This window comes from Synechococcus sp. BDU 130192 (assembly GCF_963876085.1).
Taxonomy (GTDB): domain Bacteria; phylum Cyanobacteriota; class Cyanobacteriia; order Cyanobacteriales; family MRBY01; genus MRBY01.
Genome location: NZ_CAWNNO010000022.1, coordinates 241,111 through 266,397, shown reverse-complemented (window position 1 = coordinate 266,397; position 25,287 = coordinate 241,111). Strand labels below are relative to the sequence as shown.

The 25,287-nt window shown below is 48.9% G+C and carries 23 protein-coding genes and 1 tRNA gene; 11 read left to right on the top strand and 13 right to left on the bottom strand.

All coding sequences use genetic code 11. The annotated features are described in order from the left end of the window. Positions 1-58: 58 nt before the first annotated feature. Together mutS and AACT35_RS08050 are read right to left on the bottom strand one after the other, a co-directional pair. The gene (gene mutS / locus AACT35_RS08055) at positions 59-2,704 is read right to left on the bottom strand and encodes a DNA mismatch repair protein MutS (RefSeq protein WP_099240409.1); all 2,646 of its coding nucleotides are present in this window, start codon (positions 2,702-2,704) and stop codon (positions 59-61) included. Positions 2,705-2,807: 103 nt separating this feature from the next. Then, entirely contained in the window at positions 2,808-3,068 is a 261-nt protein-coding gene (locus AACT35_RS08050; RefSeq protein ID WP_099240406.1) for a glutaredoxin family protein, read from the bottom strand. A 224-nt stretch (positions 3,069-3,292) separates the two neighbouring features. Between AACT35_RS08050 and AACT35_RS08045 the strand changes: the two genes are divergently transcribed. Further along, positions 3,293-3,472: a hypothetical protein gene (locus tag AACT35_RS08045; protein WP_143592280.1), complete on the top strand. Its 180-nt coding sequence runs from the start codon at positions 3,293-3,295 to the stop codon at positions 3,470-3,472. Positions 3,473-3,589: 117 nt separating this feature from the next. Here the strand turns inward: AACT35_RS08045 and AACT35_RS08040 are convergent, their stop codons facing one another. Next, a complete protein-coding gene (locus tag AACT35_RS08040; RefSeq protein WP_012305818.1) occupies positions 3,590-4,126 on the bottom strand; it encodes a hypothetical protein in 537 nt (178 codons plus the stop codon). 95 nt (positions 4,127-4,221) lie between these two features. Here AACT35_RS08040 and AACT35_RS08035 point away from each other — a divergent pair, with 95 nt between their 5' ends. Beyond that, positions 4,222-5,805, top strand: a complete 1,584-nt coding sequence (locus AACT35_RS08035) for a S8 family serine peptidase (protein WP_099240403.1) — start codon at positions 4,222-4,224, stop codon at positions 5,803-5,805. 44 nt (positions 5,806-5,849) lie between these two features. Here the strand turns inward: AACT35_RS08035 and AACT35_RS08030 are convergent. The 5 genes from AACT35_RS08030 to AACT35_RS08010 all read right to left on the bottom strand — a co-directional run bounded on the left by AACT35_RS08030 (position 5,850) and on the right by AACT35_RS08010 (position 9,645). Then, positions 5,850-5,922: transfer RNA gene (locus AACT35_RS08030), tRNA-Thr, on the bottom strand. A gap of 60 nt (positions 5,923-5,982) precedes the next feature. Then, positions 5,983-7,155 (bottom strand): tetratricopeptide repeat protein, encoded by a 1,173-nt coding sequence (locus AACT35_RS08025; protein WP_254048066.1) that lies wholly within the window; start codon positions 7,153-7,155, stop codon positions 5,983-5,985. 211 nt (positions 7,156-7,366) lie between these two features. Next, positions 7,367-7,711, bottom strand: a complete 345-nt coding sequence (locus AACT35_RS08020) for a hypothetical protein (protein ID WP_012305821.1) — start codon at positions 7,709-7,711, stop codon at positions 7,367-7,369. Between the two features lie 615 nt (positions 7,712-8,326). Then, positions 8,327-8,464, bottom strand: a complete 138-nt coding sequence (locus AACT35_RS08015; RefSeq protein ID WP_012305823.1) for a chlorophyll a/b-binding protein — start codon at positions 8,462-8,464, stop codon at positions 8,327-8,329. Positions 8,465-8,700: 236 nt separating this feature from the next. After that, positions 8,701-9,645, bottom strand: coding sequence for a PRC-barrel domain-containing protein (locus tag AACT35_RS08010; RefSeq protein ID WP_012305824.1), 945 nt, complete (start codon positions 9,643-9,645; stop codon positions 8,701-8,703). A 364-nt stretch (positions 9,646-10,009) separates the two neighbouring features. Here AACT35_RS08010 and prfB point away from each other — a divergent pair. The 3 genes from prfB (at position 10,010) to AACT35_RS07995 (ending at position 14,181) form a co-directional block, all read left to right on the top strand. After that, positions 10,010-11,123, top strand: a protein-coding gene (gene prfB / locus AACT35_RS08005) for a peptide chain release factor 2 (protein ID WP_099240473.1) whose coding sequence is annotated in 2 segments (ribosomal slippage) — positions 10,010-10,081 and positions 10,083-11,123 — 1,113 coding nt in all. Because the reading frame shifts where the segments join, the coding sequence is not laid out codon by codon here. Between the two features lie 49 nt (positions 11,124-11,172). Then, on the top strand, positions 11,173-12,639 hold the full coding sequence (locus tag AACT35_RS08000) for a hypothetical protein (protein ID WP_099240400.1): 1,467 nt from the start codon (positions 11,173-11,175) through the stop codon (positions 12,637-12,639). 57 nt (positions 12,640-12,696) lie between these two features. Next, positions 12,697-14,181: an Ig-like domain-containing protein gene (locus tag AACT35_RS07995; protein WP_030007903.1), complete on the top strand. Its 1,485-nt coding sequence runs from the start codon at positions 12,697-12,699 to the stop codon at positions 14,179-14,181. A 9-nt stretch (positions 14,182-14,190) separates the two neighbouring features. On the opposite strand, the gene AACT35_RS07990 is transcribed toward AACT35_RS07995, so the two are convergent. From AACT35_RS07990 to AACT35_RS07970, 5 genes are all read right to left on the bottom strand, one after another. Then, positions 14,191-15,516 carry a PhoH family protein gene (locus tag AACT35_RS07990; RefSeq protein ID WP_012305828.1) on the bottom strand — a complete coding sequence of 442 codons (1,326 nt, stop codon included), beginning with the start codon at positions 15,514-15,516 and terminating at the stop codon, positions 14,191-14,193. Positions 15,517-15,644: 128 nt separating this feature from the next. Continuing rightward, the gene (locus AACT35_RS07985; protein WP_099240397.1) at positions 15,645-16,223 is read right to left on the bottom strand and encodes a Uma2 family endonuclease; all 579 of its coding nucleotides are present in this window, start codon (positions 16,221-16,223) and stop codon (positions 15,645-15,647) included. Positions 16,224-16,315: 92 nt separating this feature from the next. Beyond that, positions 16,316-18,025: an urease subunit alpha gene (gene ureC / locus AACT35_RS07980; protein ID WP_099240394.1), complete on the bottom strand. Its 1,710-nt coding sequence runs from the start codon at positions 18,023-18,025 to the stop codon at positions 16,316-16,318. A 112-nt stretch (positions 18,026-18,137) separates the two neighbouring features. Beyond that, a complete protein-coding gene (locus tag AACT35_RS07975) occupies positions 18,138-19,448 on the bottom strand; it encodes a hypothetical protein (RefSeq protein ID WP_099240392.1) in 1,311 nt (436 codons plus the stop codon). Between the two features lie 46 nt (positions 19,449-19,494). Then, complete coding sequence (locus tag AACT35_RS07970; RefSeq protein WP_216820563.1) at positions 19,495-19,584, bottom strand: hypothetical protein; 90 nt, start codon at positions 19,582-19,584, stop codon at positions 19,495-19,497. Between the two features lie 212 nt (positions 19,585-19,796). Here AACT35_RS07970 and hypE point away from each other — a divergent pair, with 212 nt between their 5' ends. The 6 genes from hypE to AACT35_RS07940 all read left to right on the top strand — a co-directional run bounded on the left by hypE (position 19,797) and on the right by AACT35_RS07940 (position 25,283). After that, positions 19,797-20,843, top strand: coding sequence for a hydrogenase expression/formation protein HypE (gene hypE / locus AACT35_RS07965; RefSeq protein WP_099240389.1), 1,047 nt, complete (start codon positions 19,797-19,799; stop codon positions 20,841-20,843). Positions 20,844-21,135: 292 nt separating this feature from the next. Further along, positions 21,136-21,627, top strand: a complete 492-nt coding sequence (hoxE, locus tag AACT35_RS07960) for a bidirectional hydrogenase complex protein HoxE (protein ID WP_099240387.1) — start codon at positions 21,136-21,138, stop codon at positions 21,625-21,627. A gap of 59 nt (positions 21,628-21,686) precedes the next feature. Then, the gene (locus tag AACT35_RS07955) at positions 21,687-23,291 is read left to right on the top strand and encodes a NuoF family protein (protein ID WP_099240384.1); all 1,605 of its coding nucleotides are present in this window, start codon (positions 21,687-21,689) and stop codon (positions 23,289-23,291) included. Between the two features lie 59 nt (positions 23,292-23,350). Further along, on the top strand, positions 23,351-24,067 hold the full coding sequence (hoxU, locus tag AACT35_RS07950) for a bidirectional hydrogenase complex protein HoxU (protein WP_099240381.1): 717 nt from the start codon (positions 23,351-23,353) through the stop codon (positions 24,065-24,067). After that, positions 24,067-24,633 carry an oxidoreductase gene (locus tag AACT35_RS07945; RefSeq protein WP_099240379.1) on the top strand — a complete coding sequence of 189 codons (567 nt, stop codon included), beginning with the start codon at positions 24,067-24,069 and terminating at the stop codon, positions 24,631-24,633. Before hoxU ends, AACT35_RS07945 begins: the two co-directional genes overlap by 1 nt. A 5-nt stretch (positions 24,634-24,638) precedes the next feature. Further along, entirely contained in the window at positions 24,639-25,283 is a 645-nt protein-coding gene (locus AACT35_RS07940; protein ID WP_254048065.1) for a CP12 domain-containing protein, read from the top strand. The last annotated feature ends 4 nt before the right edge of the window (positions 25,284-25,287 follow it).

Sequence of the window (25,287 nt, the reverse complement as noted above, 5' to 3'; positions counted from 1 at the left end):
TTCAATTTTCCCATATTGTCGGGGCCATCAAGCGAGGGAAGTCTGATGTTTAAAGAATTTAAACTTTGAAAATATTTAATTGTTCCGACACCCTTTGGGGATCTTCTGGCGTGGTAGTGGTTATTTTCTTGGGGATGCCTTTGCGTAGGCCGACGGCAATTTTACTATGCTTTTCAATTTGGGTCATGACTTGTTTTGCCCGTTGAATGACGCTCTTGGGTAAACCGGCTAAACGACCAGCTTCAATCCCGTAGGAACGGTCAGCGCCACCGGGGCGAACTTGGTGCAAGAAGATAATTTCTTCGGGCATTTCTTGAACCGTTACTTGATAATTGGCGACATTTTCTAATAATGAAGCCAACTCATTTAACTCATGATAATGGGTCGCAAAAATTGTTTTCGCTTTGATTTCTGTGGCGAGGTATTCTGATACTGACCAGGCGATGGAAAGGCCATCAAAAGTTGCGGTTCCCCGGCCAATTTCGTCGATTAAAACCAAAGATTTTTCGGTGGCATGGTTGAGGATATTGGCGGTTTCATTCATCTCCACCATAAAGGTTGATTGGCCCGTAGCCAGATCATCGACGGCACCGACCCTGGTGAAAATGCGATCACAAATGGGAATTACAGCGTTTTGGGCGGGGACAAAACTGCCCACCTGGGCCATCAGTTGAATCAAGCCCGTTTGCCGGAGATAACAACTTTTACCGCTGGCGTTGGGGCCAGTAAGGATAATCAAATCAGGATAGGAATTCTGAGTGCGGCCGAGGTAAGTGGAGTTGGGCACAAAGAGGCCCATGCCCAGGGATTTTTCGACGACGGGGTGGCGGCCTGCTTCAATTTCTAGGGTTTTTTCCGTTGTGATTTCAGGACAACAATAACCTTGATAAACGGCGGTTTCCGCGAAGCTCGTCAATACATCCAGGGCGGCGATCGCCTTAGCAGTGGTGCGAATTTGGTCGGTGTGTTCGGCCACCTTGGCGCGGAGGGTGGCAAAAATTTCGTATTCCAGGCTGCAAATGTCGTCCTTAGCAGTGAGGATTCGGCTTTCTCGCTCCTTTAACTCCGGGGTGATGTAGCGTTCTTCGTTAGCGAGGGTCTGTTTGCGCAGATATTCGTCGGGAGCCTTGTCCGCCTGGGAGCGGGGCAAACTAATGTAATAGCCGAAGGTCTTGTTATAGCCGACTTTGAGCTTACTGACCCCCGTCCGTTCCCGTTCGGTAATTTCTAAATTCGCCAACCATTCCCGGTCTTCCACTTGGGAGCGACGCAGAAAATCGAGGTTTTCATCGACCCCATCCCGGATCAAACCTCCTTCTTTGATGTGAATCGGCGGCGAATCCACCAGGTATTGCAAAACGTGCTGTCCCAGGGCTTCTAATTCCGGCGGAAAATCTTTCACTGCCTGAAGATAAGGCGATCGCCCCTCGGTGGCCAATTCAGCGAGGTAGGTTAATTTCGTTAAAGATTCTGCTAAAGCATATAAATCGCGGGCATTCGCACTACCAGAGCCAATTCTCCCAGCAATCCGCTCTAAATCGTAAATTTGCTTCAGTAATTGACGAATATCTTGGCGGAGATTTGTATTCTCTACCAGCTCTGCGACGGAATCCAACCGCTTGGCGATCGCCTTTGGATCTAATAAAGGTTGCAACAACCACCGCCGCAGGGCGCGGCCCCCCATGTTGGTACAGGTTACATCCAGCGCCCAGAGTAGGGAGCCGTAAAAACTGCCGTCCCGCACCGTCTGGGTAATTTCGAGGTTACGCCTCGTCTGGTGATCCAGTTGCAAAAAGGCATCGATGCTGTAGGTTTTGAGGCTTTCAAAGGGCACCTTGTAGGCCTGCTGGGTTTCCTCTACATAGGCCAAGAGTCCCCCCGCCGCCCGCACCGCCAGGGGTAAATGTTCGCAGCCAACCCCCTCCAGGGAACGCCACTGGAAAGTCATCAAAAGCTTGGGTTTCGCCTCATTGAGGTCAAATTCCCTGGGCGATCGCAACGCATAACAAAAGTCCGACGGCAGACAAGCAGGCAGGTGGTTTTGCAATAATTTTTGGCGATCGCCTGGCCGCATCAAACGGTTTAAATCCGGAGCATCGCTGGGATAGAGCACCTCCGAAGGTTGCAAACGCAGGAGTTCCAGATTTAAGGCTGCCAAATCCTGGGCCTGGGTGGTACAAAATTCCCCCGTAGAAATGTCGGCATAGGCCAACCCCCAATGGTTGCCGGCGATCACCACCGCTGCGAGGTAATTATTTTGCCGCGCTCGCAACATCCCATCATCGGTGAGGGTGCCTGGGGTCAAAACCTTTTGCACTTCCCGCCGCACCATTCGTTTTTCCGCGTGGGCGGTGGCGGCGTCTTCTACTTGGTCACAAATGACGACCCCATAGCCTTTTTCTAAAAGCTGGGTGCTGTAGCGTTCGAGGGCATGGTGGGGCACCCCTGTCATCGGTACGCGGCCAATGCCTTTGCCGGATTCTTTGCTGGTGCAGACCAACTCCAATTCGCGAGAAACGGTGATCGCATCCATGAAAAAGCACTCGAAAAAGTCGCCGACCCGGTAGAGCAAGATATTGTTGGGATACTTATCCTTAAGGTCTGCGTAGTGCTGCATCATCGGTGTGAGGAGTTCCCGATTGAGCTGGCGATAATCTGCGTTGGGAATGTCTTCGGCGCTGGGGTTACGGTTGGCAGCAGGCATGAAACTTGGCTTCAGTCACGGACAAGTATTCTATCTTAGCGGCGATCGCCTTTTTCCTTAGGAGTCTCCTGGGAGATTGCCCCAAAAACCTGGGTAATAAAGTTTAAGCCAGATATCCAGCTAATTTTTCTTCGAGTTTAGCCACGGCCATGCGGGGCGGAAAACGGGGCAATTCTTTTTCCTGACCATTTTCGAGCAGACACAAAACCGGAATTTCGTACTGGTAGCGTGTAAACCACTGGGGATTTATCGTAATGTCGCGCATTTCGAGTTGGAATTCTACCTGGGTCACCTGGGCCAATTTTTCGGCGAGGCCCTCACAGAGATGACAACCGGGTTTTGTGTAAAAAATAATTTGCTTCACAGTACGATCGGTAACAAAAACGTTTAAGAAAAGTAAAGATCCGATGAGAAATGTAGAGAATTTAGGGGGTGATTACATTATTGTTCCTGGCTATCCTTGATAATTTTTTTAGTATTTCAGCTTATTGACAAACTGAATTGATCTTACATCTAAGGAAATTGTGGCCTTGTTTCCATGGGAAATCGGGTGGCAAAGCTAAAGCGAGAAGCATGGAATGTCAGCAAATGAACCCTTTATTAGAAACCATTGATCATGTATTTTCTTCAGGTACTTTAACCAAGCAGGATGCAAGGGTGATCAATCAATGGCTCTGGAAAACTCCCATGAGTGATGCTCTGTATCAAGCGTTAGACCAGTTGTTGCAAGGCATCGAAGCGGGTTATATCGCCGTACGTGGTACCTAAGAAACTAAAACAGCACGATTACATCAATTACAAAGCCGTCGTGTCGAGGCGATCGCCACCCAAGCAAACGGGCAAAAAGAGAGAGCCCGGGTCAAGCAGCGATCTAAACGTCGTTTTTTAGAAGTTAGGCCGGGTAAATTCGCGACTGACAAAGCCGATTTCTAGCAGTTGTTGGTAGGCCTTTTCGCCGAGGTCGCTGGTAGGACTTTGGGAGCGAATCACCTGGATCAGGAGGGGCACTGCCAATTCGGGTTTTTCTTGGACACGGTGGACGAGGGCCAAACGGTAGGTGGCGGTGTCGCGCATTTCCCCAGCGGCGATCGCCGAACGTCGCTCTGTATCATAAACAGAATTGTCTAAACCCTGGAAACTATTGGCTAGATCTAGGTGAAAATTAGAAAGCTGATTATAAACTTGACGCGCTTCCTGGAGTTTAGAGACGGCAACCTCGTAATCTTTGGCGGAAATGGCGGCGATCGCCTCATCCATTACCTGGGAAGCCCCGGACATACTGAGGATGCTGCTTTGGAGGGGGCGGAGTTCGCTGCTACTCCCTTGGACAGCCTCAGGCTGCGCCGAAACGGATGGCATCATGGCCAAGGAACACCCCATTGCCAAACTAGCGAGTGGAATCAAACGGTCGATAAAATTCATAATGTTCGTCAAGTCTTGTTTTGACACAATAACAGTACTGATTATGTTGTACATCTTGATCCCACAGTGGGAACAGACAAGGAGAGCTTAGGCCTATGGCACGCCCAGGGGGGACACCACAGCAACAAGGTCTTATTTTACAACGGGGACATACGGAACTTTTACTTCATCAGTTAGAGGATCGCCTCCTGGTGGCATTTCGCAGTTCTGATGTGGATCTTCTCGATATTGTTCCAGGATTAATGTATCGTCCCTTACCATCGGGGCAGCCAGATATTTTATTCGAAGAAATTCTTGTACCGCCAGAGGATTTCGCCACCTCCTTGAGGGCCGCGTGTCAACATCCCGATATTCTCTTTGCTTACCCGGTTTATCAGCTAGCAGACTCGGCTGAGGGCTTTGTCTATCTGACCCAGCAAATCACCCTCCAATTCGCCCCGGAGGTTTCCCCAGCAGCCCAAAAAGCGATTGGCGATCGCCACTACCTTAAAAAAATTCGTCCGCTTCCGGGGGCCGATCAAACGTTTATTTATGAACTAACGGCGCACACTGACCCCGATCCCCTCCGGTTAACCCAAATCCTCCAGCAAGATCCGGCGATCGCCCTCGCTGAACCCAATGTTTTGCTTCCCCTTGCGGTGCGGCAAATGTCCTTGGCGACAAATCCCCAAGGCCGCCACTGGTACCTAGACGCCATTCAAATCCCCCAAGCTTGGCAAATGACCAAAGGCGATCGCCAGACGACCATTGCCGTGTTGGCCCCTGACCTCGATTTAGAAAATTCTGCCGAGCCAACCGCTGCAACAAGCGAAACTCCCTATGGTGCCATTCCAGAAATTCGGCCCACGACCTGGGGTAATACCATTGCTCAGTTGGCGATCGATGTTGCCCCAGAATGCACCCTATTGCTCCTGCAACTGCCCCAGTACTTAGATGATGCACTCCTCGAAAAAGTCATCGAAGCGGCGATCGCCCAGGGGGCCGCAGTGATTCTTTTGGCTTGGCAACTGGCGACGATCAACGGGCCTCTCTCCCTGCGGCAAAGTTTAGCTCTCCACCGGGCAGCTACCCAGGGAAACCGGGGTCAAGGGTGTCTGTTGGTAACGGGAGCCGGGGATGCCAATCGCCCCTTAGCCGGAATCATTTATGAACGTCACTGGCCGAATCAACTTTTTCAGGGGCCGACCGCTTGGCTCGACGGGAAGGGTAATCATCCGGCAGTTGTGACCGTTAGTGGTTGTACTGAGGCGAATAAAAAAGCTAGCCATAGCAACTGGGGAGAGGCCGTTAGCCTTTGTGGGCCAACGAATCCAGGTACACCAACCCTTTGGCTACCAGAACAGGGCATGGTCGCCGTCCCACCGGAAATTAGTGATGACTTGGGGGCCGAGATAGATCCGGTTGAAGCTTTAAATCAGCAGGGTAGCACCTTAGAAGCTGCCGCTTTAGTGGCGGGAGTCGCGGCATTGGTCTGGTCAGTGAATCCGAAGCTGACGGGGTGGGCCGTGCGGGAGATTTTACAAACCACAGCCGAAAAAATTGTCGATTTAACTGGCGATCGCCAATTGCAGCTAAATCTGGGTACCTATGACGCCCAGGGTCATTCCCCATGGTTTGGTTACGGTCGTGTGAATGCCTTGGCAGCAGTTGCCTTAGCCCAGGGCAATCAGCCGGACTGACAGAACAACAGGCATTAACTATTTTGGCCATCGATTAATGTCAAAGCCAACAATGGGACTTGAACCCACGACCTACGCATTACGAATGCGTTGCTCTACCGACTGAGCTATGTTGGCGCTTTTGCGAGAATTTATTGTACTACATTTTTCTGCGGCGCTTGGGGAAAATTTTTTCGGTTATTGGTGCATGAGTTGGGCCAGCTTTTGCTTGAGGCGTTTGGCTTCGGCGGGATTTTGGGTCTCATGGAGGGCGATCGCCTGCTTAAAGAATTTCTGGCTTTCGGCGATTTGGCCAATGCGGAACAGGAGCGCGGCTAAATTTTGGTGCGCCCAGGGATTGAGGGGGTTTAATTTCAAGGATTTTTCGTAGGCGTCAATGGCTTCGCCCACCCGACCCAGAGTTTTGTAGGCCAAACCGAGATTGTAATAGCCAGGGGCAAAAGTGGGATCAATTTTGAGGGTGATCTGATGTTGGGCGATCGCCGCATCGGGTTTGCCGAGGGTCTGTAAAAGCGCGCCGAGGTTGTGGTAAGCCCCAATTTTTAGCTTGTCTTGGAGGGGTTGTTCCCCAGCGAGTTGATAATGCTTGATCGCTTTTTCGGGTTCGTGGTTCTGGCGGAAAGCATTACCCAGGTGGTAATGAAGCTCATAGCGGAGGTTGGCGCTTTCGTTCGCGCTGTATTTCAAACCCTGCTTGAGAATCTTGAGGGCCTGTTTGGGTAACCCCTCACCCAAGTAAATACCCCCCAACTTACTGCACACATAGGGGTCATTGGGATGGCCTTCGTAATAGGTCTCCATCGCCAATTTGGCCCGGGTGCTCTTTTCTAATTTGGCGATCGCCGTCCGTTGATAGCCCGTATGGAAAATGGCCACCTGGGGTAACTCTGTAATCTGCCATTGGGGTTTTGTGGCCAACAAAGTTTGTACGCTGTCATCAATCATCGCGTGGTAGGGCCGCGAAAATTCTAGGGAGGGGTGACGGCGAAATAACCGTGACACCAGGGAGTAGGGGGATTGACTCGCGCCAATTTCATAGCGGAGCAAATTGACAACCAAAGTATCAGGCTTGGCGATCGCCGCTTCGATGGCCGGAATTACCTTCGAGTTTAAGGTCTCATCGGCATCCAAAACCAAGACCCATTCTTTCGTCACCAGCTTGAGGGCTTCGTTCCGGGCCGCCGCAAAATCTTGATTCCAGTTGAAATGGCCCACCGTCGCGCCAAATCCCTTGGCGATCGCCACCGTTTCATCCGTTGACCCCGTATCGAGAATCGCGATTTCCCCCACGAGATCCTGCACACTCTTGAGACAATCCCCCAGGGCATCCGCTTCATTCTTGACGATCATGCACAAACTTAAGCGATCTTTTATGGCGGCCACTGGTTTACATCCCAAACTCAATACAACATTCAGGCAAATTGTACCGGAAAGTGCTTCACTCTCTTTTCCAATCGCTAGACAAAAAAATAAGGGAGTTACCTCCCCTTGGCGAATCTTGAAATCATTCAGCAAAAGCTAGTTGGTATATCAACTGCTCAGCACTACGCCTGTAAAATCTTTAAGCTAAGAGATTCACCGTAATGGCCGCACCAATCAATAGAACTCCCACAGCTAAGGCAATTACCCCTAGCATCGTGTAATCCAGTCGTCTCTGCGCCGAGGACTTTTCCTCTTCATAAACCTCAGGCGTTACCGCGTAGTTATTGACTAAACCCTGCTCACTGACTGTATAACCAGCCGTTGTATCAACGCTCTTATCTGTTTCTTGTTTCGGGTCTGGGGTGAATTCGCCTTCCCGCGCTTTCCTTGCTGCGACTTCTGCCGGCACAAGCTCTTCACCACTACTAATATCTTCAGGTTTTAGGTTTTCAGGAACAGAAATATTTTGGGTATCCTTATCCATAAAATGAAATACCTCGCTTTCTTGCAATAAAGATTAAAATTGACGATCTTCCAAAGCTTTGAAGCTTATTTCAATTTTAATCAACACTTTCATTATAACAATTCAATAACAGGCCATCATCTATCGAACGTAAGAGATTAGTGCCAATCAATAATATTTATTATTCTGCTTTTTCTCTTTTAAGAAGAGTTACCTTAAATAATTCTTAGGCTTGATTTAAATGACTCAAATAACTGACTTTCACTAACCTTAATCCGGTAGTTACCGTCGTGGAATCAAGCTACAAACAAACTTTCGTCGATCATTTGCCAAGTCGAGGTTGTGGAGGCAATCAAACTTTTGTACCGGAATTTTTTTGCCATTAATGCGTAATACAGCGCGATACTCCCAATAATACTTTGCACTGCGCTTCAGAGATACCAAACAAATTTGTTGCTCTCCGTAAACACGGCATAACTCACCGTAGGCTGGTGCTGCCCACCAACAAAGCCCGATTAGAATAACGAAACAAATAACGCGCCCCATACTGCCCTAAACAAAAAAAAGCCGAATACCAACTATAGTATCCAGCCCTCGGAGATTGACAATGAAAATTGAAGAGGTTAGTGCAAAGACTTAGAGGAGACCGAAGAAGTGGAGTACCCCTTGACCTGTTGCTACTTCGAGAATGATCGCTGCGATGAAACCGATCATTGCCATGCGGCCGTTGAGGTTTTCAGCAGAAGCGGTGAAACCAAATTTCTTGTCGTCCATGATGGGTACCTATGTGAAGAAAATAAAATTGCTTGCTGGTATCAGCTTAACAAACTGTTACGTTAATCCGCCACAACTCTGGGGCCATGATTGTTTGATTTAAGTTTTAAAATTCATAAGTAAAAATTATATTTTGGCCTAAATAACCGTAAAGCAGGAGGGCCAAACAGACAAAAAAAGTAGCCGTAGGCTTGAAGCTACGGCCTTTGCAGTCAAGGGACAATCATGTTTGGCGGTTAATAGCCAGATTCTTCTTCGTATTCGTATTCTTTCTTTTTCTCCGGAATGTTAACCGCCGGAGGTTGGTAGGGAGTTTCGTCAAGGGTGTCATCGTCCCAAACGTCACCGGCGACGTCTTGGGGGTAGCTAGGGGCTGGTTCTTCGTACTCGTAGGCTGTGTCGTCGCCCCAGTTGCTACTTTCGTCGTAGTCGTCATAGCTCATGGCGCGGGCCTGCTGGCGTTGGGGTGGGGGTGGGGCGATCGCCTCTTCTTCCCACTCATCTTCCCAGGTATTAATCGGTTGGCGCGTTTCCACAGGACGGGAAATTGGCTGCTGGAGGGGCACCCCCGTACCCAGTTGATTTTCCGGGCGGGCAGTGGGCGCGTAGTAGATATCTTCCTGTTCCCGTTCCCAGGGAGGACGACCAATGCCTAGGCGTTCGAGGAAACCCACACTAATTTGACTGAGGCGCTCTTCGGCCCCCTCAAAGACAATGAGCCGGTTGGGGCCGCTACTCACGACTTCTTCAATGGGCAGTTCGTAGGTGCTGATCACCTGTTCTGGAATTTGGGGCAAGCCAATGGAAGCGATAATGATCGAAGAGACGGTGCCGCTCTCGAGGTCAAACTGAAAATCACGCACCCGGCCTAGGGGTTCACCCGCTTCCGTAATTACTTCACTGTTGATCAGAGGACTGTAAGCTTCGACATCCACATCAGCCAGCACATCCTCATCTTCAACGAGAATGACATCTCCGGTTTTGGTGATCGCCTCTAGATACATATATTTGGGCATTCCAGAGACCGAGAAAATACTATCCCGTAGCCCCAAGGAAACAACTTCGCGACGGTCAATGTCCACTAATACATCCTTGACGACCCCTAGGCGCGTCCCTCGATTGCGGGTGATCACCTGGGTGTTAATGAATTCGTTGCGTAGGCGGATAGAATCAATGCTCATATTGTCTAAATTAATGGCGATGCGTTAGTGGAAACAGGAAAAATCAGCTTAAAGGTAACGGGGACATGTGAAGGTTCAGGGGAAACAGCACCGGAAAGTTCCGTACAATAGCAAAAGCAAAATGTTGAGAGAATTGATCTCGACTGTGCACCGTAGCCTAGTGGCAATTATTCAGCAGACTCTATCATTTCGGGGTATTCTTGACAACTTTTCCATTGCGTGGGTGGTTTTATTTTAGCGAATCGCGCCGGAAATTTGAGATGATCATTTTTTTCCAGCAAGGGATTTCGTTATAATTATCTGCCGATATTGCCGGCTGTCTCTGTACTTTTTGCGTATTTGCCACAACTTCCAAAGATCTATGGTGGAATTAACCGATTTAAAGCGTTTCCTCGAAACTGTCCAAGCGCACCTGGGGAAAACCCAGGACTATCTTTGACCTAAAAACCTTAGACGCGAAGATTTTTGACCTCGAACAACAGGCGGCCCAGCCAGAATTTTGGGAGGATCAACAAGGGGCCCAGGACATTCTCCAAGAGCTAACGGAGCTAAAGGGCACCGTAGCCCAGTATCAACAGTGGCAGGGTCAGTTTGAAGATGCGGCGGCGATCGCCGAATTATTGACCGAAGCAGAAGACCCGGCCCTCCTCACGGAAGCGATGGAAAACCTTGATGGTCTCCAGAAGGAACTAAACCGCTGGGAACTACAGCAGATGCTCTCCGGGGAATATGACAACCTCGGTGCTGTGCTGACGATTAATTCTGGGGCCGGGGGCATCTCCGCCCAGGACTGGGCGGAGATGCTGTTGCGGATGTACACCCGCTGGAGCGAAAAACAAGGCTATAAGGTGCGGCTGGCAGAAATTTCCGAAGGGGACGAAGCAGGCTTAAAATCGGCCACCCTCGAAGTGAGCGGGCGTTACGCTTTTGGGTATCTCAAGCATGAAAAAGGCACCCACCGCTTAGTCCGAATCTCACCCTTTAATGCCAATGGCAAACGCCAAACCAGTTTTGCTGGGGTGGAAGTGATGCCCATTTTGGGAGACGATGCTGTTAAAGTCGATATTCCCGAAAAAGATTTAGAGATCACCACATCCCGTGCAGGCGGCAAGGGCGGCCAAAACGTCAATAAAGTCGAAACGGCGGTACGGATTGTCCATTTACCTACGGGGGTGGCTGTGCGCTGTACCCAAGAGCGATCGCAGTTACAAAACAAAGAAAAAGCCCTGGCGATCCTCAAGGCAAAATTATTAATCATTGCCCAGAAACAACGGGCCCAGGAAATCGCTGAAATTCGGGGAGATATGGTGGAGGCCGCCTGGGGAAATCAGATCCGGAACTATGTTTTTCACCCTTATCAAATGGTCAAGGATCTGCGCACCAACCACGAAACAACCGACGTGGATGGGGTCATGGATGGCGACCTCGATGCTTTTATTGAAGCTTCCCTGCGCCAGGACACCTGGGTGGGAGACTAGCACCGGGGAATGGGGAACGGTGAGCTAAAATGCAAGGTGGCAAAATTTCGTGGCTTCTTCAGTTTTGGATATTTTTCGCCTCAAACGCTTCGATCAAGTCGTCCTCGCTGCCTTTTTTAGCCTTACGTTAGCGGTGGCACTGCTGTGGGGATTTGGCGATCGCACCCCCACCCAAGTGCAGGCCTTTAGTTGGGAGGGGCAACAAATTGGGGTAACGGACGAACAATTTCAACTGTCCTTTAACCAGGCCCTCGATCCAGCTATCGTCACGGAAAATTTCACCATTGAACCACCCCTGGCAGGCCGCTGGAGTTGGGTCGGCAAAACATTTTTCTATAGCCTCGATGAACGCCCCATCTACGGCCAGGATTATCAATTTAAACTAGCTGCTCCTACCCCAGAAGCGGCAGAGAAGCCCAATATTGTGCCTTTCTTGAGTCGGGTAAAAAGTCGAGACCGGGCCTTTGCTTACATTGGCACCGACGGCACTGACCGGGGCCGCTTGATTTTGTATAATCTGACTCGCCAGGAAAAAAGTGTCCTCACCCCAGCCGACCTCATCGTTCTTAATCTCGATGTGTATCCTGAAGGCGATCGCCTATTATTCTCTGCCATTCCCCGTGGATCGGCCCAGGCTGAGATTGGCGACCAACAACTTTATACCGTGAGCACAGGCTTAAATTTCCAAGGCTCTACCGCCACCCCCCCACCTGCCGGGCGCATTCAGTCTGTCTTAACAGCCACAGACTATCGCAATGGGGCCTTTCAACTTGCGGACAATGGAGAACGGATCATTATTCAGCGCACAAATCGAGAGAATCCCCGCGATCGCAGTTTGTGGGTCATTGAAGGCCAAGCCGAGCCCCGCGCCCTAGGGATTCCCGCCGATGACTTTCTCCTCGCCCCCAATGCCGAAGTTGTTGCCATTTCCCAACAAAATAAACTCTCCCTCGTTCCCCTAAATCGTAATGGTGGTGCCGTCCAAGCCAAGGAAGAATTTACGAAGCTCCTCGCTTTTTCCCCCGACCAAACCCAACAAATCGCTCTTAAACAGGCCAATGGCGTTTACTCCCTCCACCGCATTGACGCCCAGGGAGAAGCCACAGAAATTTTACGCACCCTCACGCCGATTATTGATTGTCGCTTTGAACCCCGCGCGGCGGAACTTTTGTATTGCCTCAAGCTGGATCGAAATGAAACCTCAGGCCAAGTGCTTGAGGAACCTTTTCTCAGTGCTTTGAATCTCAAAACGGGGGAAGAAACCGCCCTCCTCGCTTTACCGAATTACCGGGATGTGGGCTTGAGCATTGCTGCCGATGGGGTTGCCCTCCTCTTCGATCAAGTGGTCACGACTCCACCAACCCCCACCAGTGATCTGTTTACTTCCACGGGCCTGGCGGTGGAAGGAGGCCGACTTTGGCTATTGGCGCTCCCGGAATTGGAGACAGATACAGAAATTCAGCCTGTTCCACCGGAATCTCTGCTGCCGGGCTATCAACCCCAGTGGATTCCTTAACGACTTTTTTGCTGCACTTTCCTTTTTTAATGGGAGCAATCAGCCCCCGTAGATCCTATGACCGTTTTGAAAACCATGACCCGCATTGATCGTCTTGCCCTCCTGTTGATTGTGATCTTTAGTCTGATGATCGGCATCGGTGTCGGCGGTGAGCAACTGTGTGGCGTGGATTGTCCGATTAATACCGGGCCGAGGGTGCGGGAATTTTCTTGGCAGGAACAACGCATTGGTGGTGATGATACGGCCTTTATTTTGACCTTCGACCGACCGATGGATGCGGTGGGGGTTGAGGATAATTTAGTCATTGATCCGCCGCTCCCTGGCAAGACCAGTTGGGCGGGTAAACGTTTGGCCTATACGTTGCTGGCACCGGCTCCCTATGGCCAGGATTATCAATTAACCTTACGGGGGGCGCGGGAAAAATTTGCGGCTTCGGGAAATCTAGGCAAGACGATGCAGCCATTTTCCAGTAGTTTTCGCACCCGCGATCGCGCCCTGGCCTATGTGGGCACCGATGAGACACAGCAGGAAAAGGGACGGTTAATTTTATACAACTGGACAAAGGACGAGAAACGCATTTTAACGCCGCCGAATTTGGTGGTGCTGGACTTTCAGGTGTATCCGGAAGGGAAAGCAATTTTGTTTAGTGCGGTGGATCGGACGCGCCCAGCAGAAGGGATTCAGGATAGTCAACTTTATCGGGTGAGCACAGGCCTTGGGGAAGACGACACTTCTTCAGATTTAGAACTGGTTTTAGATAATCGCACCTACCAAAATTTGCAGTTTCAACTCGCAGCGGATGGAGAGGCGATCGCCGTGCAACGGGTCAAGCGGGATGATCCAGCGGACTTTGGGCTGTGGCTCGTGATGCCTGGGGAAGAACCGCAACCGTTGGGCTTGTCGGGGGGAGATTTTGCGATCGCCCCGGATGGGAAAACCATTGCTCTACCCCAGGGGAAAGGGATTGGTATTTTTTCCCTAGAAGATATCCAAGAAGAACCCCTCGACTTTTTGCCCCGTTTCGGTCAGGTGGTGACGTTTTCGCCCGATGGGACAACGGCGGTATTGGTGGATTTCAACAGTGATAATCCAGAATTGCGCTACCGGCGATCGCTTTATTTGGTCAACAGCCGCAACCAGGAACAAAAATTACTGGATACGGACGGCTCGGTGCTAGATTGCGACTTTAACCCCACGGAAACCCAGCTTTATTGTTTACTGACAGAATTAATCCCTGGGGACGAATACCGGGAGCAACCCTATTTTGCCCAGATTGATCTCGAAACCCAGACGGTCTATCGCCTCGCCCAGTTGACCCAATACCAAGATATTGCCCTCAGCATGGCCCCCGATGGTCTGGGGTTGCTCTTTAGCCAGGTGGTGACGGACATTACCGACGTGGAAGAGCCTTTTTTCCGGACGGCATCCGGGGAGGCGATCGCCGGCGGGCAACTCTGGCTCATTGTTCCTGGTGAAACCCCCGACCAAACTCAGTTGGAGGCCCTACCCTTTGCGGGAGTTTATCCCCGTTGGTTGCCCTAGAATCAGCTTTTAAAGCAGGATTGAGGCCCGTTCTGCCAATGGCGATCGCTCACCTTTGAGGAGGGTAATGTGACCGGCGATCGCCTCCTGTTTAAATTTTTCTACCACATAGGTCAGCCCATTACTGGACGCATCCACATAGGGATTATCAATCTGCTCAACGTCCCCGGTGAGGATAATCTTGGTGCCCTCCCCGGCCCTGGTCAAAATGGTTTTTACCTCGTGGGGCGTTAAATTTTGCGCCTCATCAACGATCAAAATTTGTCGGGGAATCGTGCGGCCCCGGATGTAGGTCAAGGGTTCGATTTGCAATAAGCCTAATTCCATCAGTTCCTCGTAGCCGTGCCGCCAGTGGCGCGGTTTGTCTTTGAGGTCTTGGGTATTGAAAATGAGATCTAAATTGTCGTAAAGGGGCTGCATCCAGGGGGTAAGTTTCTCTTTTATTTCCCCCGGCAGATAGCCCAAATCTTTGCCCATGGGCACAATGGGCCGTGAAATGAGCAGTTGATTATAAAGACGTTCCCCGGCCACTTTCGCTACCCCAGCAGCAAGGGCCAAGAGGGTTTTACCTGTGCCCGCTTTCCCGACCAACGTCACCAGTTGAATCTCATCCTGTAGCAATAATTCCAGGGCAAATTTTTGTTCACGGTTGCGCGCTTGGATATTGGAAACCGGGGCTTTCGTTGCTTTATGGAGGGGCACCACCTGATGCTCGTCGCCGCGACAAATCCCCAGGGCAGTGTGGGTTGGCTTTAGGCGATCAACGAGGGTTACCGCCTGATTGGGAAAAAAGCTTTCGGGTAGGGTAATGGTTCCGTCTTGGTAAAATTTGGCGATCGCCTCTGCATCCACAAAAACTTCCGCCGTCCCCCCATAAAACTCATCGAGGTTGACCTTGCCCGTTTCATAATCTTCGGTGGTCAGACCTAAAACTCCGGCTTTAATGCGTAGGTTCGTGTCCTTACTGACGAGGACGACCGGACATTGACAATTATTTTGTTCCGTTAGGGCCACCGCCAAAATTTCATTATCGCCAGAATCCCCTGCCAATTCCGTCGGCAAAGTTTCGAGAATTTCTGGTTTACAGAGGGCGACCCGCAGCAAGCCTCCCTGATCGAGGGTGATTCCCTGCACCAAAGATCCCCCATGGCTGAGGGCATCAAGGGTACGGGAAACTTGTCGGGCATTGCGACCGATGGAATCGACTTGTTTCTTGAAACGGTCTAATTCTTCAATAATCGTGATCGGCAAGACCACTTCGTTATCCGCAAAGGACAGCATCGCCTTGGGATCATGGAGCAGGACATTCGTATCCAGGACAAAGACTTTTTTCATAGAGATCTGCCAAAGGATCAATAGCTCATAGTTCTATCGTCCTTTGTTTGATCCCGTCAGTGTTACCTTTGCAATAAAAATTCTTTTAGGAAGAACCGAGCTTATGGGTTAATAAAGTATTTAGGCAATTAATTCTCAACAAAGTTAACCCGTTTATATAATTCTGAAAGTTTGATTTCTAACGCAGCAAACTTGAATTTGATGACAGCATTTTCCCCCATTAATTCAGTTAGTAACCATTGGCGATCGCCTACCTTTTGATAAAGCTCTACCCGTGGGTAAGTCTGATCGATTAATAAATACTCCTGTAACTGGGGAATCGTGCGATAAAGGGAAAATTTTTGATTTTTATCAAATCCTTCGGTGGAGTTAGAAAGTACCTCAGCGATCATAGAGGGGTTTGTCACCGCCATTTGGCTCTCGTCTAGAAAAACTGGTGCGCCTTCAATCATCATCACATCAGGATAAAGATAACTAGCCACATCTGGTAACCAAAGACGCATATCACTGACGAAGATTTCGTATTGGCGATCGCTGATTTCAAACGGCAATAAGCGACTTAGATTTAAAGTCAAGCGATTGTGATTTGCGGAAGCCCCTGCCATGGGAATAATTTTTCCTTGAATAAATTCATGTCTTAAGACTGATCTCGCTTCCTGTTCGAGATAATCTTCTACCGTAAAAAGTTGAGGGACTGTAGAAATCATTATCGATCTCCGATTTCATTGAGCCGATAGACGGTTAACGTTGCTTTGAAGCCAATATTAAGAGTCTTTTTCTATTTTTAACAAGATGGTCTTTAAAATAAAAAGTAACGTTGGGCCATGGGTAAAACAGTGGCCGGTTCACAGACGAGCATTTCCCCATCGGCCCGCACATGGTAGGTTTCAGGATCTACTTCCATTCTAGGCAGGTAATCATTCAACTTCAGGTCGCGCTTCGTCAGGTTGCGGCAGTTGGTAACAGGTAAAACGGTTCTCTGGAGACCCAATCGTGTCGCCACATCTGCTTCCATGGCCGCTTGGGAAACAAAGGTGAAGGCGGTAGATTGCATTGATTTCCCAAAATTGGCGAACATTGGCCGCATGTGGATTGGTTGCGGTGTGGGGATGCTGGCATTGGGATCGCCCATCTGGGCGTAGGCGATCGCCCCACCTTTGATCACCAGTTCTGGCTTGACGCCGAAGAAAGCGGGTTTCCAGAGACAGAGATCGGCGTATTTTCCTTCCTCAATGGAGCCGACGTAATTGGAAATGCCGTGGGTGATCGCTGGGTTAATTGTGTATTTGGCAACGTAGCGTTTAATGCGAAAATTATCGTTCTCCCCAGTGTCCTGGGCCAGAGCGCCCCGTTGAACTTTCATCTTATGGGCCGTCTGCCAGGTGCGAATGATTGTTTCCCCAACGCGCCCCATGGCCTGGGAATCCGAGGAAATCATGCTAAAGGCCCCCAAGTCATGCAAAATATCTTCGGCGGCAATGGTTTCCCGACGGATGCGCGACTCGGCAAAGGCGACATCTTCAGGGATACTGCGATCGAGGTGATGGCAAACCATCAACATATCCAGGTGTTCTTCTAGGGTGTTGAGGGTGTAGGGACGGGTCGGGTTTGTTGAAGATGGCAATACATTCGCTTCACCACAAACTTTGATAATGTCCGGTGCGTGGCCACCCCCAGCCCCCTCGGTGTGGTAGGTGTGGATGACGCGATTTTTAAAGGCAGCGATCGTATCTTCCACAAAACCTGCTTCGTTTAGGGTATCGGTGTGGATTGCGACTTGCACATCAAATTGATCGGCGACCGAAAGACAATTGTCGATGGCGGCGGGTGTTGTACCCCAGTCTTCGTGGAGTTTGAGGCCGATTACCCCGGCACGAACCTGTTCGATTAGTCCTTCCGGTTTGGCACTGTTGCCCTTCCCTGTAAATCCTAAATTTATTGGAAACCCTTCGGCGGCTTCGAGCATCCGAAAAATGTGCCATTCTCCAGGGGTGCAAGTGGTCGCATTGGTGCCCGTGGCGGGGCCAGTGCCGCCACCAATCATCGTCGTGATCCCAGAGGCGATCGCCACCTCGATTTGTTGGGGACAAATAAAATGCACGTGGCTATCGATGCCCCCAGCGGTGAGGATATGGCCTTCACCGGCGATCGCCTCGGTGCCGGGGCCAATAATAATGTCGATATTGTCTTGGATGTCAGGGTTGCCAGCTTTGCCGATTTTGTAAATTTTGCCATCTTTGATGCCGACATCGGCCTTGACGATGCCCCACCAGTCCACGATCAGCGCATTGGTAATTACCGTATCTACCGCCCCATCAGCGCGAGTAACGGCGGACTGTCCCATACCATCGCGGATCACTTTCCCGCCCCCAAATTTCACCTCATCCCCATAGGTGGTGAAATCCTGTTCCACTTCCAGCCACAGTTCCGTATCTGCCAAGCGCAGGCGATCGCCCACCGTGGGGCCATAGGTTTCTGCATAGGCACGGCGCGACATCCGGTAACTCATGGGGACTCCTTCTTGCGTTGAGGCTCAAATTCTCAGTCCAGATTACCCCATCTCCCAAGCCCTGAACCGTAGCTGAGACAACTTGTTAGGAAAGAGGATAGTCTATTTATATTTATGGAATTGAAGGTTGATTTGTAAGAATAGATCGATACTCTCCAGAATATTTAAATAATCTGAGTACCATACGTATCAAGAGATCATAATAATTTTCAAAAAGACTAATTTGCTCTTCTATTGGCAGGTTTGGAATTTCTCCTTCATGAAATAATGGATTACGTAAATTTCCACGAAAAGTATCACCAGTCATCTGTTTTGGTATAAATCTAAAAACTTTGTTGATTTCACCTAGTTTTTGTTGGATGTTTTGATTGTTTATTTTATCTGACGAAATTCCATGATCAAGCAGGCATTTAGACATAAAGTATTCATATGCTATGATCAATGTCGCAAGTTTTACATCCATATATCTTTGTCTATTTATTTCGACCATAAAACTAATCAGGCGATTTATATTTAGAGTTGCTTGTTTAGTATTGAATTTTGCTTGCAAATCAACATAATTAGAATAAATGCAACTAAAAGCATTCGGTATTCCTCTATGGATGAAAGAGTTGTCAATGACGGAATAATTTCTATTTAAAGGATGCTGTGGATAGTTAGTTATTGAGTATTGAATAGCTTCTTTTTCGGATTGGTATTCGATGACAAAAGGAAGAATTGAATTCAATCTTAGAAAACTCAAAAATTTGCTAATAGACTGTATTTGGTATTGAATATCTTCCGTGGTTTCATGCTTTTTAAATGGAATAAGCATTTCTGAAAGAATCGCCCCACTCAGTCTTTCCATCTCAATAAAAGCCAAAATTTCTTTCGTATTTTTAAGTGACTGAAAGTGTATTAATTTTTCTTGAATTTCAACATAAATTTCATTATCATTTTGATGAAAATTGCTCAAAAAAACTTTTGCGTAATCTGGCTGTATTAGACTACATGATTCTTGACTTAGTTCAACGTAGAATGGACGACAATACAAGAAATCAATATTTTCTTCCGTATCTGAGCAACAAGATTTAACGTTTAAGACCTTGATCTTTTTACAGGCTATGTTCCAAGTGTTATCAGAAGATACTCCTATAAAAAAATTAATCCTACGGGGGATTAGTCCATAATTTTCTTTTGATGTTAAAACAAGTATGGACTTACCACAAACATCAACACATAACTCCCAAGAATATAGAGGGGATTGATGAACTTCTCGGTAAAAATACAATACCAGTAATCTTGAATATTTATTATTTAATATTTTGAGGATAAACAATAAAAAAATGCTATGAAGGCCATACCCTTCACCATACATGTATGGTATTACCGAAAATTTGTAAGTTTCTCCTAGGCGATTTTTAAAGTATTTTTTCCCAATCATGCTCTTGTTGAATAATTGTTTTTTGGATTGTTAAAAAGACTTCCTGTTACAGTTTTATCTCCACTAAACACAGGCGATCGCCCACCGTGGGGCCATAGGTTTCTGCATAGGCACGGCGCGACATCCGGTAACTCATGGGGACTCCTTCTTGCGTTGAGGCTCAAAATTCTCAGTCCAGATTACCCCATCTCCTAAGCCCCGAACCGTACTGAGACAACTTGTTAGATCAGCGATATTTCACCCGCAAACTTCAGGATTTGAACTTTCATTACCCAAAATGATGGCAGGGTTCTTTTTCCCTTGGGGAGGCGCTACCTTAAACGAAAAAATAGCAAGCAATACGCCCCCATGGATTTAACCTGCCCGCTTCCCTTACAAAATACTTCCCATGTACTGTTAGCCCATGGCGGCGGTGGCAAACTGATGCAAGACCTCATCGACAAAATGTTTGCCACAGCCTTTGGTGAGCCTTGCACGAGCCATGATGCGGCGGCCTTACCAGTATCGGCGGAGAAACTCGCGTTTACGACGGATTCCTATGTGGTGCAGCCCCTTTTTTTTCCGGGGGGAGACATTGGCAAATTAGCGATTTACGGCACGGTGAATGATCTGGCGATGGCGGGAGCACGGCCCCTGTACCTTAGTGTGGGCTTCATTTTAGAAGAAGGCTTATCCTTAGAAACCCTCTGGCGGGTGGTGGTCTCGATGCAGCAGGCGGCCCAGGCCGTCGGCGTACAGATCGTCACAGGGGATACGAAGGTGGTGGAACGGGGTAAGGGGGATGGTCTGTTTATCAACACATCAGGCATTGGCATTATTGAATCTGGGCTTAATATTCAACCGAAGGCGATCGCCCCCGGAGATGCGATTTTAGTCAGCGGAGATCTCGGTCGCCATGGCATCGCGATTATGGCCCAGCGGGAGGGGTTAGCCTTTGAAAGTCCCATTGAAAGTGACTGTGCTCCCTTGGTGGAGCCGGTACAGGATTTGTTAAAAGCGGGGATTGGGGTGCATTGTCTGCGGGATGTGACGCGGGGTGGGTTAGGGGCGGTCTTGAATGAGTTGGCGATCGCCGCTGGATATCAGTTTAAAGTCCATGGCAATCAAATTCCTGTAATTGAAGCAGTGCGCGGGGCCTGTGAAATTTTTGGCTTTGACCCAGTACATATCGCCAATGAGGGCCGCTTTGTGGCGATTTTGCCAGCAGCAGAGGCGGCGGAAGGCCTAGCGATTTTACAGCACCACAACCCCAACGCCCGTCAAATTGGTCTCGTGACAACCCAAAACTGTGGGGAACAACATTTGGCGATCGCCCCCGTGATTGTAGAAAATGATCTGGGGATAACACGCATTTTAGAACGTCTGAGTGGTGAACAATTACCGCGAATTTGTTAAGTATTTTTTGTACATTGATTAAAATTATTAACTGTCAAATTCCCTGGAATTAAACAACAAAATAATTGTTTTATAACGCGATCAAATTTATATTAATTCGCAAAAAGCTGGTGCTGATTTTTATACAATCAAGGTTCGTTTGTAAGACTTAACATTTTAGAGAAAAAGCTTAAATTTTTCTGTAGAATTCTGAGGTTTCAAGGCGTTTAATTGATCCTTGGGATTAATCCTTTTTAAGATGAAAGCAAAGGCGATCGCTGCCTGATTTTTACTGTCATTTGAGACGATTACCATGGCCATTTCCCATGCGGTTCCTGCGGATAAACGTTTTCGGGTGCTGGAAGTCGCCATGAAACGGAATCAATATCGCCAAGATACCCTGATCGAGATTCTGCACAAGGCCCAGGAAGTCTTTGGTTACCTCGAAGATGAGGTGCTTGAATATGTGGCGCGGGGGTTAAAACTGCCCCTCAGTCGAGTGTACGGGGTGGCGACGTTTTATCATTTATTTTCCTTAAAACCGAAGGGGAAACATACCTGTGTCGTCTGTTTGGGGACGGCGTGCTATGTGAAAGGCTCCCAAGAACTCCTCGATAAAATTGATGAAACTCTCCACATTAAACCGGGGGAAACAACGGCAGATGATCAAATTTCTTTGGTTACGGCGCGCTGTATTGGAGCCTGCGGCATCGCGCCAGCGGTGGTTTATGACGATGAGGTGTGCGGGAAACAGAATGCCGATCAGGTGATGGCAAGGTTGCGGCAGTTGTCTGAGGGAAGTTGACGGGGATCAGGGATCAGATTTCGGAGTTTTTTTATTTGTAGTCAGGATTTGCGGGAAAGATGACGGATTTAGCGGAATTGTTTGAAATTGCTGAGGCGGAACAGGATAGCCATCGGAAAATTCAGATTCGCTGTTGTACGGCGGCGGGTTGTATGTCTTCTGGGAGTTTGGTGGTAAAAGAGGAGCTGGAAAAACGGATTAAAGAAAAAAATTTGGGCGATCGCCTGGAGGTGGTTCCCGTCGGTTGCATGAAACTCTGTGGCTTTGCGCCGTTGGTGGATGTGAGCGAAGAGACTTGTTTTCAGCAGGTGATGCCAGAAGTTGCCCCAGAGATCGTCGATGTAGCATTGGGAGAAACGCCCTCGAATAAGCTGGAAATTTGCGATCGCCAAGCGCCATTTTTCACGTTACAAAAACCCGTGGTACTAGAAAATAGCGGCAAAATTGACCCGGAACGGATTGAGGCGTACATTGCGCAGGGTGGCTATCGGTCATTGCACCAAGTGCTCGAAGATCTGACCCCGATGGCGGTGGTGGAAGAAATTACCCAGAGCGGACTACGGGGGCGTGGCGGCGGCGGCTATCCCACGGGATTGAAATGGGCGACCGTCGCGAAAATGCCGGGGGATCAAAAATATGTCGTCTGTAACGCCGACGAAGGGGATCCGGGGGCATTCATGGATCGGGCGGTGCTGGAAAGTGACCCCCACCGGGTACTTGAAGGGATGGCGATCGCCGGCTATGCCGTGGGCGCAAACCACGGATATATTTACATTCGGGCCGAATATCCCCTCGCGATCCAACGCCTCGAAAAAGCAATCAAACAGGCTAAGAGCAAAGGTTTACTCGGCAGCCAGATTTTTAATTCCCCCTTCAACTTCACCATCGACATCCGCATTGGCGCAGGAGCATTCGTTTGTGGCGAAGAAACCGCCCTAATTGCCTCCATCGAAGGCGGACGGGGAACCCCCAGACCCAGACCTCCCTACCCCGCCCAGTCCGGACTGTGGAGACATCCCACCCTAATCAACAACGTTGAAACCTACGCCAACATCGTCCCGATCATCCGTGAAGGGGCAGACTGGTTTAGCAGCATCGGCACCGAAAAAAGCAAAGGCACAAAAGTCTTTGCCCTCACCGGAAAAGTTACCAACAACGGCTTGATCGAAGTGCCGATGGGAACCCCTGTCCGGCAAATTGTCGAGCAAATGGGCGGTGGCATCCCCGACGGCGGCACAGTCAAATCTGTCCAAACCGGAGGGCCCTCCGGCGGTTGTATTCCGGCGGACTACCTTGATACACCCATCGAATATGATTCCTTGATCAAACTTGGCACAATGATGGGTTCCGGCGGCATGATTGTCATGGACGAAGCCACTAGCATGGTTGATGTGGCGAAGTTTTACATGGAATTTTGTCAGTGCGAATCCTGCGGTAAATGTATCCCCTGCCGTGCCGGAACGGTGCAGATGTCGGGACTGTTAAGCAAAATGCTCAAGGGACAGGCTGCCCCCAAGGATATCGAACTGCTCGAACAACTTTGTCACATGGTCAAGGACGCGAGTTTATGTGGGTTAGGACAGAGTGCGCCGAATCCAATTTTAAGTACCCTGCGCTATTTCCGTGATGAGTACGAGTCCCTCGTGGCGGGTAATACCGATTAAATTTTTTTAAATTCCCATGCAGTTCTTGCAGAGAGAACCTTAAGCAAAATCGCAAAACTATGGCAGTTAAAACTTTAACGATAAATGATCAGCTAATCAGCGCCCGCGCTGGGGAAACGATCCTTGAAGCCGCCCGTGATGCAGGGATTCACATTTCGACCCTGTGCCATCTGGAGGGGGTTTCCGATGTGGGAGCTTGTCGTCTCTGTCTCGTGGAAATTGAGGGGAGTAATAAACTCCAGCCCGCCTGTGTGACGGAGGTGATGGAGGGAATGGTCGTCCAGACCCACACAGAAAAATTAGAAGAATATCGTCGGATGACGGTGGAATTGCTCTTCGCGGAAGGGAACCATGTTTGTGCGGTCTGTGTGGCGAATGGCAATTGTGAGTTGCAGGATATGGCGGTGGAGGTGGGGATGGATCATTCGCACTTTCCGTACCAATATCCAAAACGGGAGGTGGATATTTCCCACAAGCAATTTGGCATTGACCATAATCGCTGTATCCTTTGCACCCGCTGTGTTCGGGTCTGTGATGAGATCGAGGGGGCGCACGTCTGGGATGTGGCAAATCGGGGCGGTGAATCGAAAATTGTCTCTGGTTTAAATCAGCCTTGGGGGGCGGTGGATGCCTGTACGAGTTGTGGCAAATGTGTGGATGCTTGTCCAACGGGATCGATTTTCCGCAAGGGAGCCACCGTAGGCAGTAAACTCGGCGATCGCCAAAAACTAGAATTTTTAATTACCGCACGCACAAAAGGGGAGTGGACAAGATAATGGCGCAAGAAACCCAACAAAAAATTCGATTTGCAACAATTTGGTTGGCGGGTTGTTCCGGTTGCCACATGTCATTTTTAGACCTCGATGAATTTTTAATTGAGTTGACAAAATATGTGGATGTGGTCTTTAGTCCCGTCGGTTCCGATGTCAAAGATTACCCTGAAAATGTCGATGTTTGTCTCATTGAAGGGGCTGTTGCCAACCAAGAAAATTTGGAATTGTTAGAAAAAGTTCGCCAAAATACCAAGCTATTAATTGCCTTTGGGGACTGTGCCGTAACGACCAATGTCACGGGCATTCGTAACCAAAAAGGTGATGCCCAAACCATTTTAGAACGGGGCTATAAAGAACTCACTGAAGAACACCAATTACCCCAACAAATTATCGGAGGAATTTTGCCGCCCTTATTACCCAGAGTTTTGCCCATCCATGAAGTCGTTGATATCGATTTATTTCTCCCCGGTTGCCCCCCCGATGCCGACCGAATCAAAGCGGCGATCGCCCCCTTATTAGAAGGAAAATTGCCGGAGATGGTCGGGCGAGAAATGATTAAATTCGGCTAGATTTTATGTCCCAAACATTTGCCATGCTGACTGCCGCCGATATCATGAATCCCAATGTGGTGACCATCAAAGGTTTAGCGACCATTGCCAGTGCCACCCAATGTATGCGCGTGAATAAAACCCGTGTATTAATGGTTGATCGTCGCCATGTTCACGATGCCTACGGCATTTTGACCGCCACCGATATCGTCAGTAAAGTGATCGCCTATGGTCGTGATCCAAGGGCAATACGCGTCTATGAAATTATGACCAAACCTTGTATTTTCGTGAGTCCCGATCTGGCAGTTGAATATGTTGCTCGTTTATTTAGTCAATGGAATTTGCACAGTGCCCCCGTCATGACTGACAAACTTTTAGGGATAATTACCGTTGAAGATTTAATTAGCAAAAGTGATTTTCTAGAACGTCCCAAAGAACTATTATTTGCCGCAGAAATGCAAGCCGCAATTCAAAAGGCAAAATTAATCTGTCAAGAAAAAGGACATGATTCGAGTGACTGTATTCAAGCATGGGCAATGGTGGAAGAACTACAAACTGAAACCGCCTACCAACAATCCCAAAAAGTAAATAAAACCGCCCTTGAAGAATATTTAGAAAAAAATCCAGAAGCCATCGATCATTTAATGGTTGATAATTGGTGTAGTGGTTAACAGT

What these genes read in the sequence shown, in the direction of transcription:
- mutS (WP_099240409.1), bottom strand. Translation starts at nt 2,704, where the DNA reads ATGCCTGCTGCCAACCGTAACCCCAGCGCCGAAGACATTCCCAACGCA.
- AACT35_RS08045 (WP_143592280.1), top strand. Translation starts at nt 3,293, where the DNA reads ATGAACCCTTTATTAGAAACCATTGATCATGTATTTTCTTCAGGTACT.
- AACT35_RS08040 (WP_012305818.1), bottom strand. Translation starts at nt 4,126, where the DNA reads ATGAATTTTATCGACCGTTTGATTCCACTCGCTAGTTTGGCAATGGGG.
- AACT35_RS08035 (WP_099240403.1), top strand. Translation starts at nt 4,222, where the DNA reads ATGGCACGCCCAGGGGGGACACCACAGCAACAAGGTCTTATTTTACAA.
- AACT35_RS08025 (WP_254048066.1), bottom strand. Translation starts at nt 7,155, where the DNA reads ATGATCGTCAAGAATGAAGCGGATGCCCTGGGGGATTGTCTCAAGAGT.
- AACT35_RS08020 (WP_012305821.1), bottom strand. Translation starts at nt 7,711, where the DNA reads ATGGATAAGGATACCCAAAATATTTCTGTTCCTGAAAACCTAAAACCT.
- AACT35_RS08015 (WP_012305823.1), bottom strand. Translation starts at nt 8,464, where the DNA reads ATGGACGACAAGAAATTTGGTTTCACCGCTTCTGCTGAAAACCTCAAC.
- AACT35_RS08010 (WP_012305824.1), bottom strand. Translation starts at nt 9,645, where the DNA reads ATGAGCATTGATTCTATCCGCCTACGCAACGAATTCATTAACACCCAG.
- AACT35_RS07995 (WP_030007903.1), top strand. Translation starts at nt 12,697, where the DNA reads ATGACCGTTTTGAAAACCATGACCCGCATTGATCGTCTTGCCCTCCTG.
- AACT35_RS07990 (WP_012305828.1), bottom strand. Translation starts at nt 15,516, where the DNA reads ATGAAAAAAGTCTTTGTCCTGGATACGAATGTCCTGCTCCATGATCCC.
- AACT35_RS07985 (WP_099240397.1), bottom strand. Translation starts at nt 16,223, where the DNA reads ATGATTTCTACAGTCCCTCAACTTTTTACGGTAGAAGATTATCTCGAA.
- ureC (WP_099240394.1), bottom strand. Translation starts at nt 18,025, where the DNA reads ATGAGTTACCGGATGTCGCGCCGTGCCTATGCAGAAACCTATGGCCCC.
- AACT35_RS07975 (WP_099240392.1), bottom strand. Translation starts at nt 19,448, where the DNA reads ATGATTGGGAAAAAATACTTTAAAAATCGCCTAGGAGAAACTTACAAA.
- AACT35_RS07970 (WP_216820563.1), bottom strand. Translation starts at nt 19,584, where the DNA reads ATGAGTTACCGGATGTCGCGCCGTGCCTATGCAGAAACCTATGGCCCC.
- hypE (WP_099240389.1), top strand. Translation starts at nt 19,797, where the DNA reads ATGGATTTAACCTGCCCGCTTCCCTTACAAAATACTTCCCATGTACTG.
- hoxE (WP_099240387.1), top strand. Translation starts at nt 21,136, where the DNA reads ATGGCCATTTCCCATGCGGTTCCTGCGGATAAACGTTTTCGGGTGCTG.
- AACT35_RS07955 (WP_099240384.1), top strand. Translation starts at nt 21,687, where the DNA reads ATGACGGATTTAGCGGAATTGTTTGAAATTGCTGAGGCGGAACAGGAT.
- hoxU (WP_099240381.1), top strand. Translation starts at nt 23,351, where the DNA reads ATGGCAGTTAAAACTTTAACGATAAATGATCAGCTAATCAGCGCCCGC.
- AACT35_RS07945 (WP_099240379.1), top strand. Translation starts at nt 24,067, where the DNA reads ATGGCGCAAGAAACCCAACAAAAAATTCGATTTGCAACAATTTGGTTG.
- AACT35_RS07940 (WP_254048065.1), top strand. Translation starts at nt 24,639, where the DNA reads ATGTCCCAAACATTTGCCATGCTGACTGCCGCCGATATCATGAATCCC.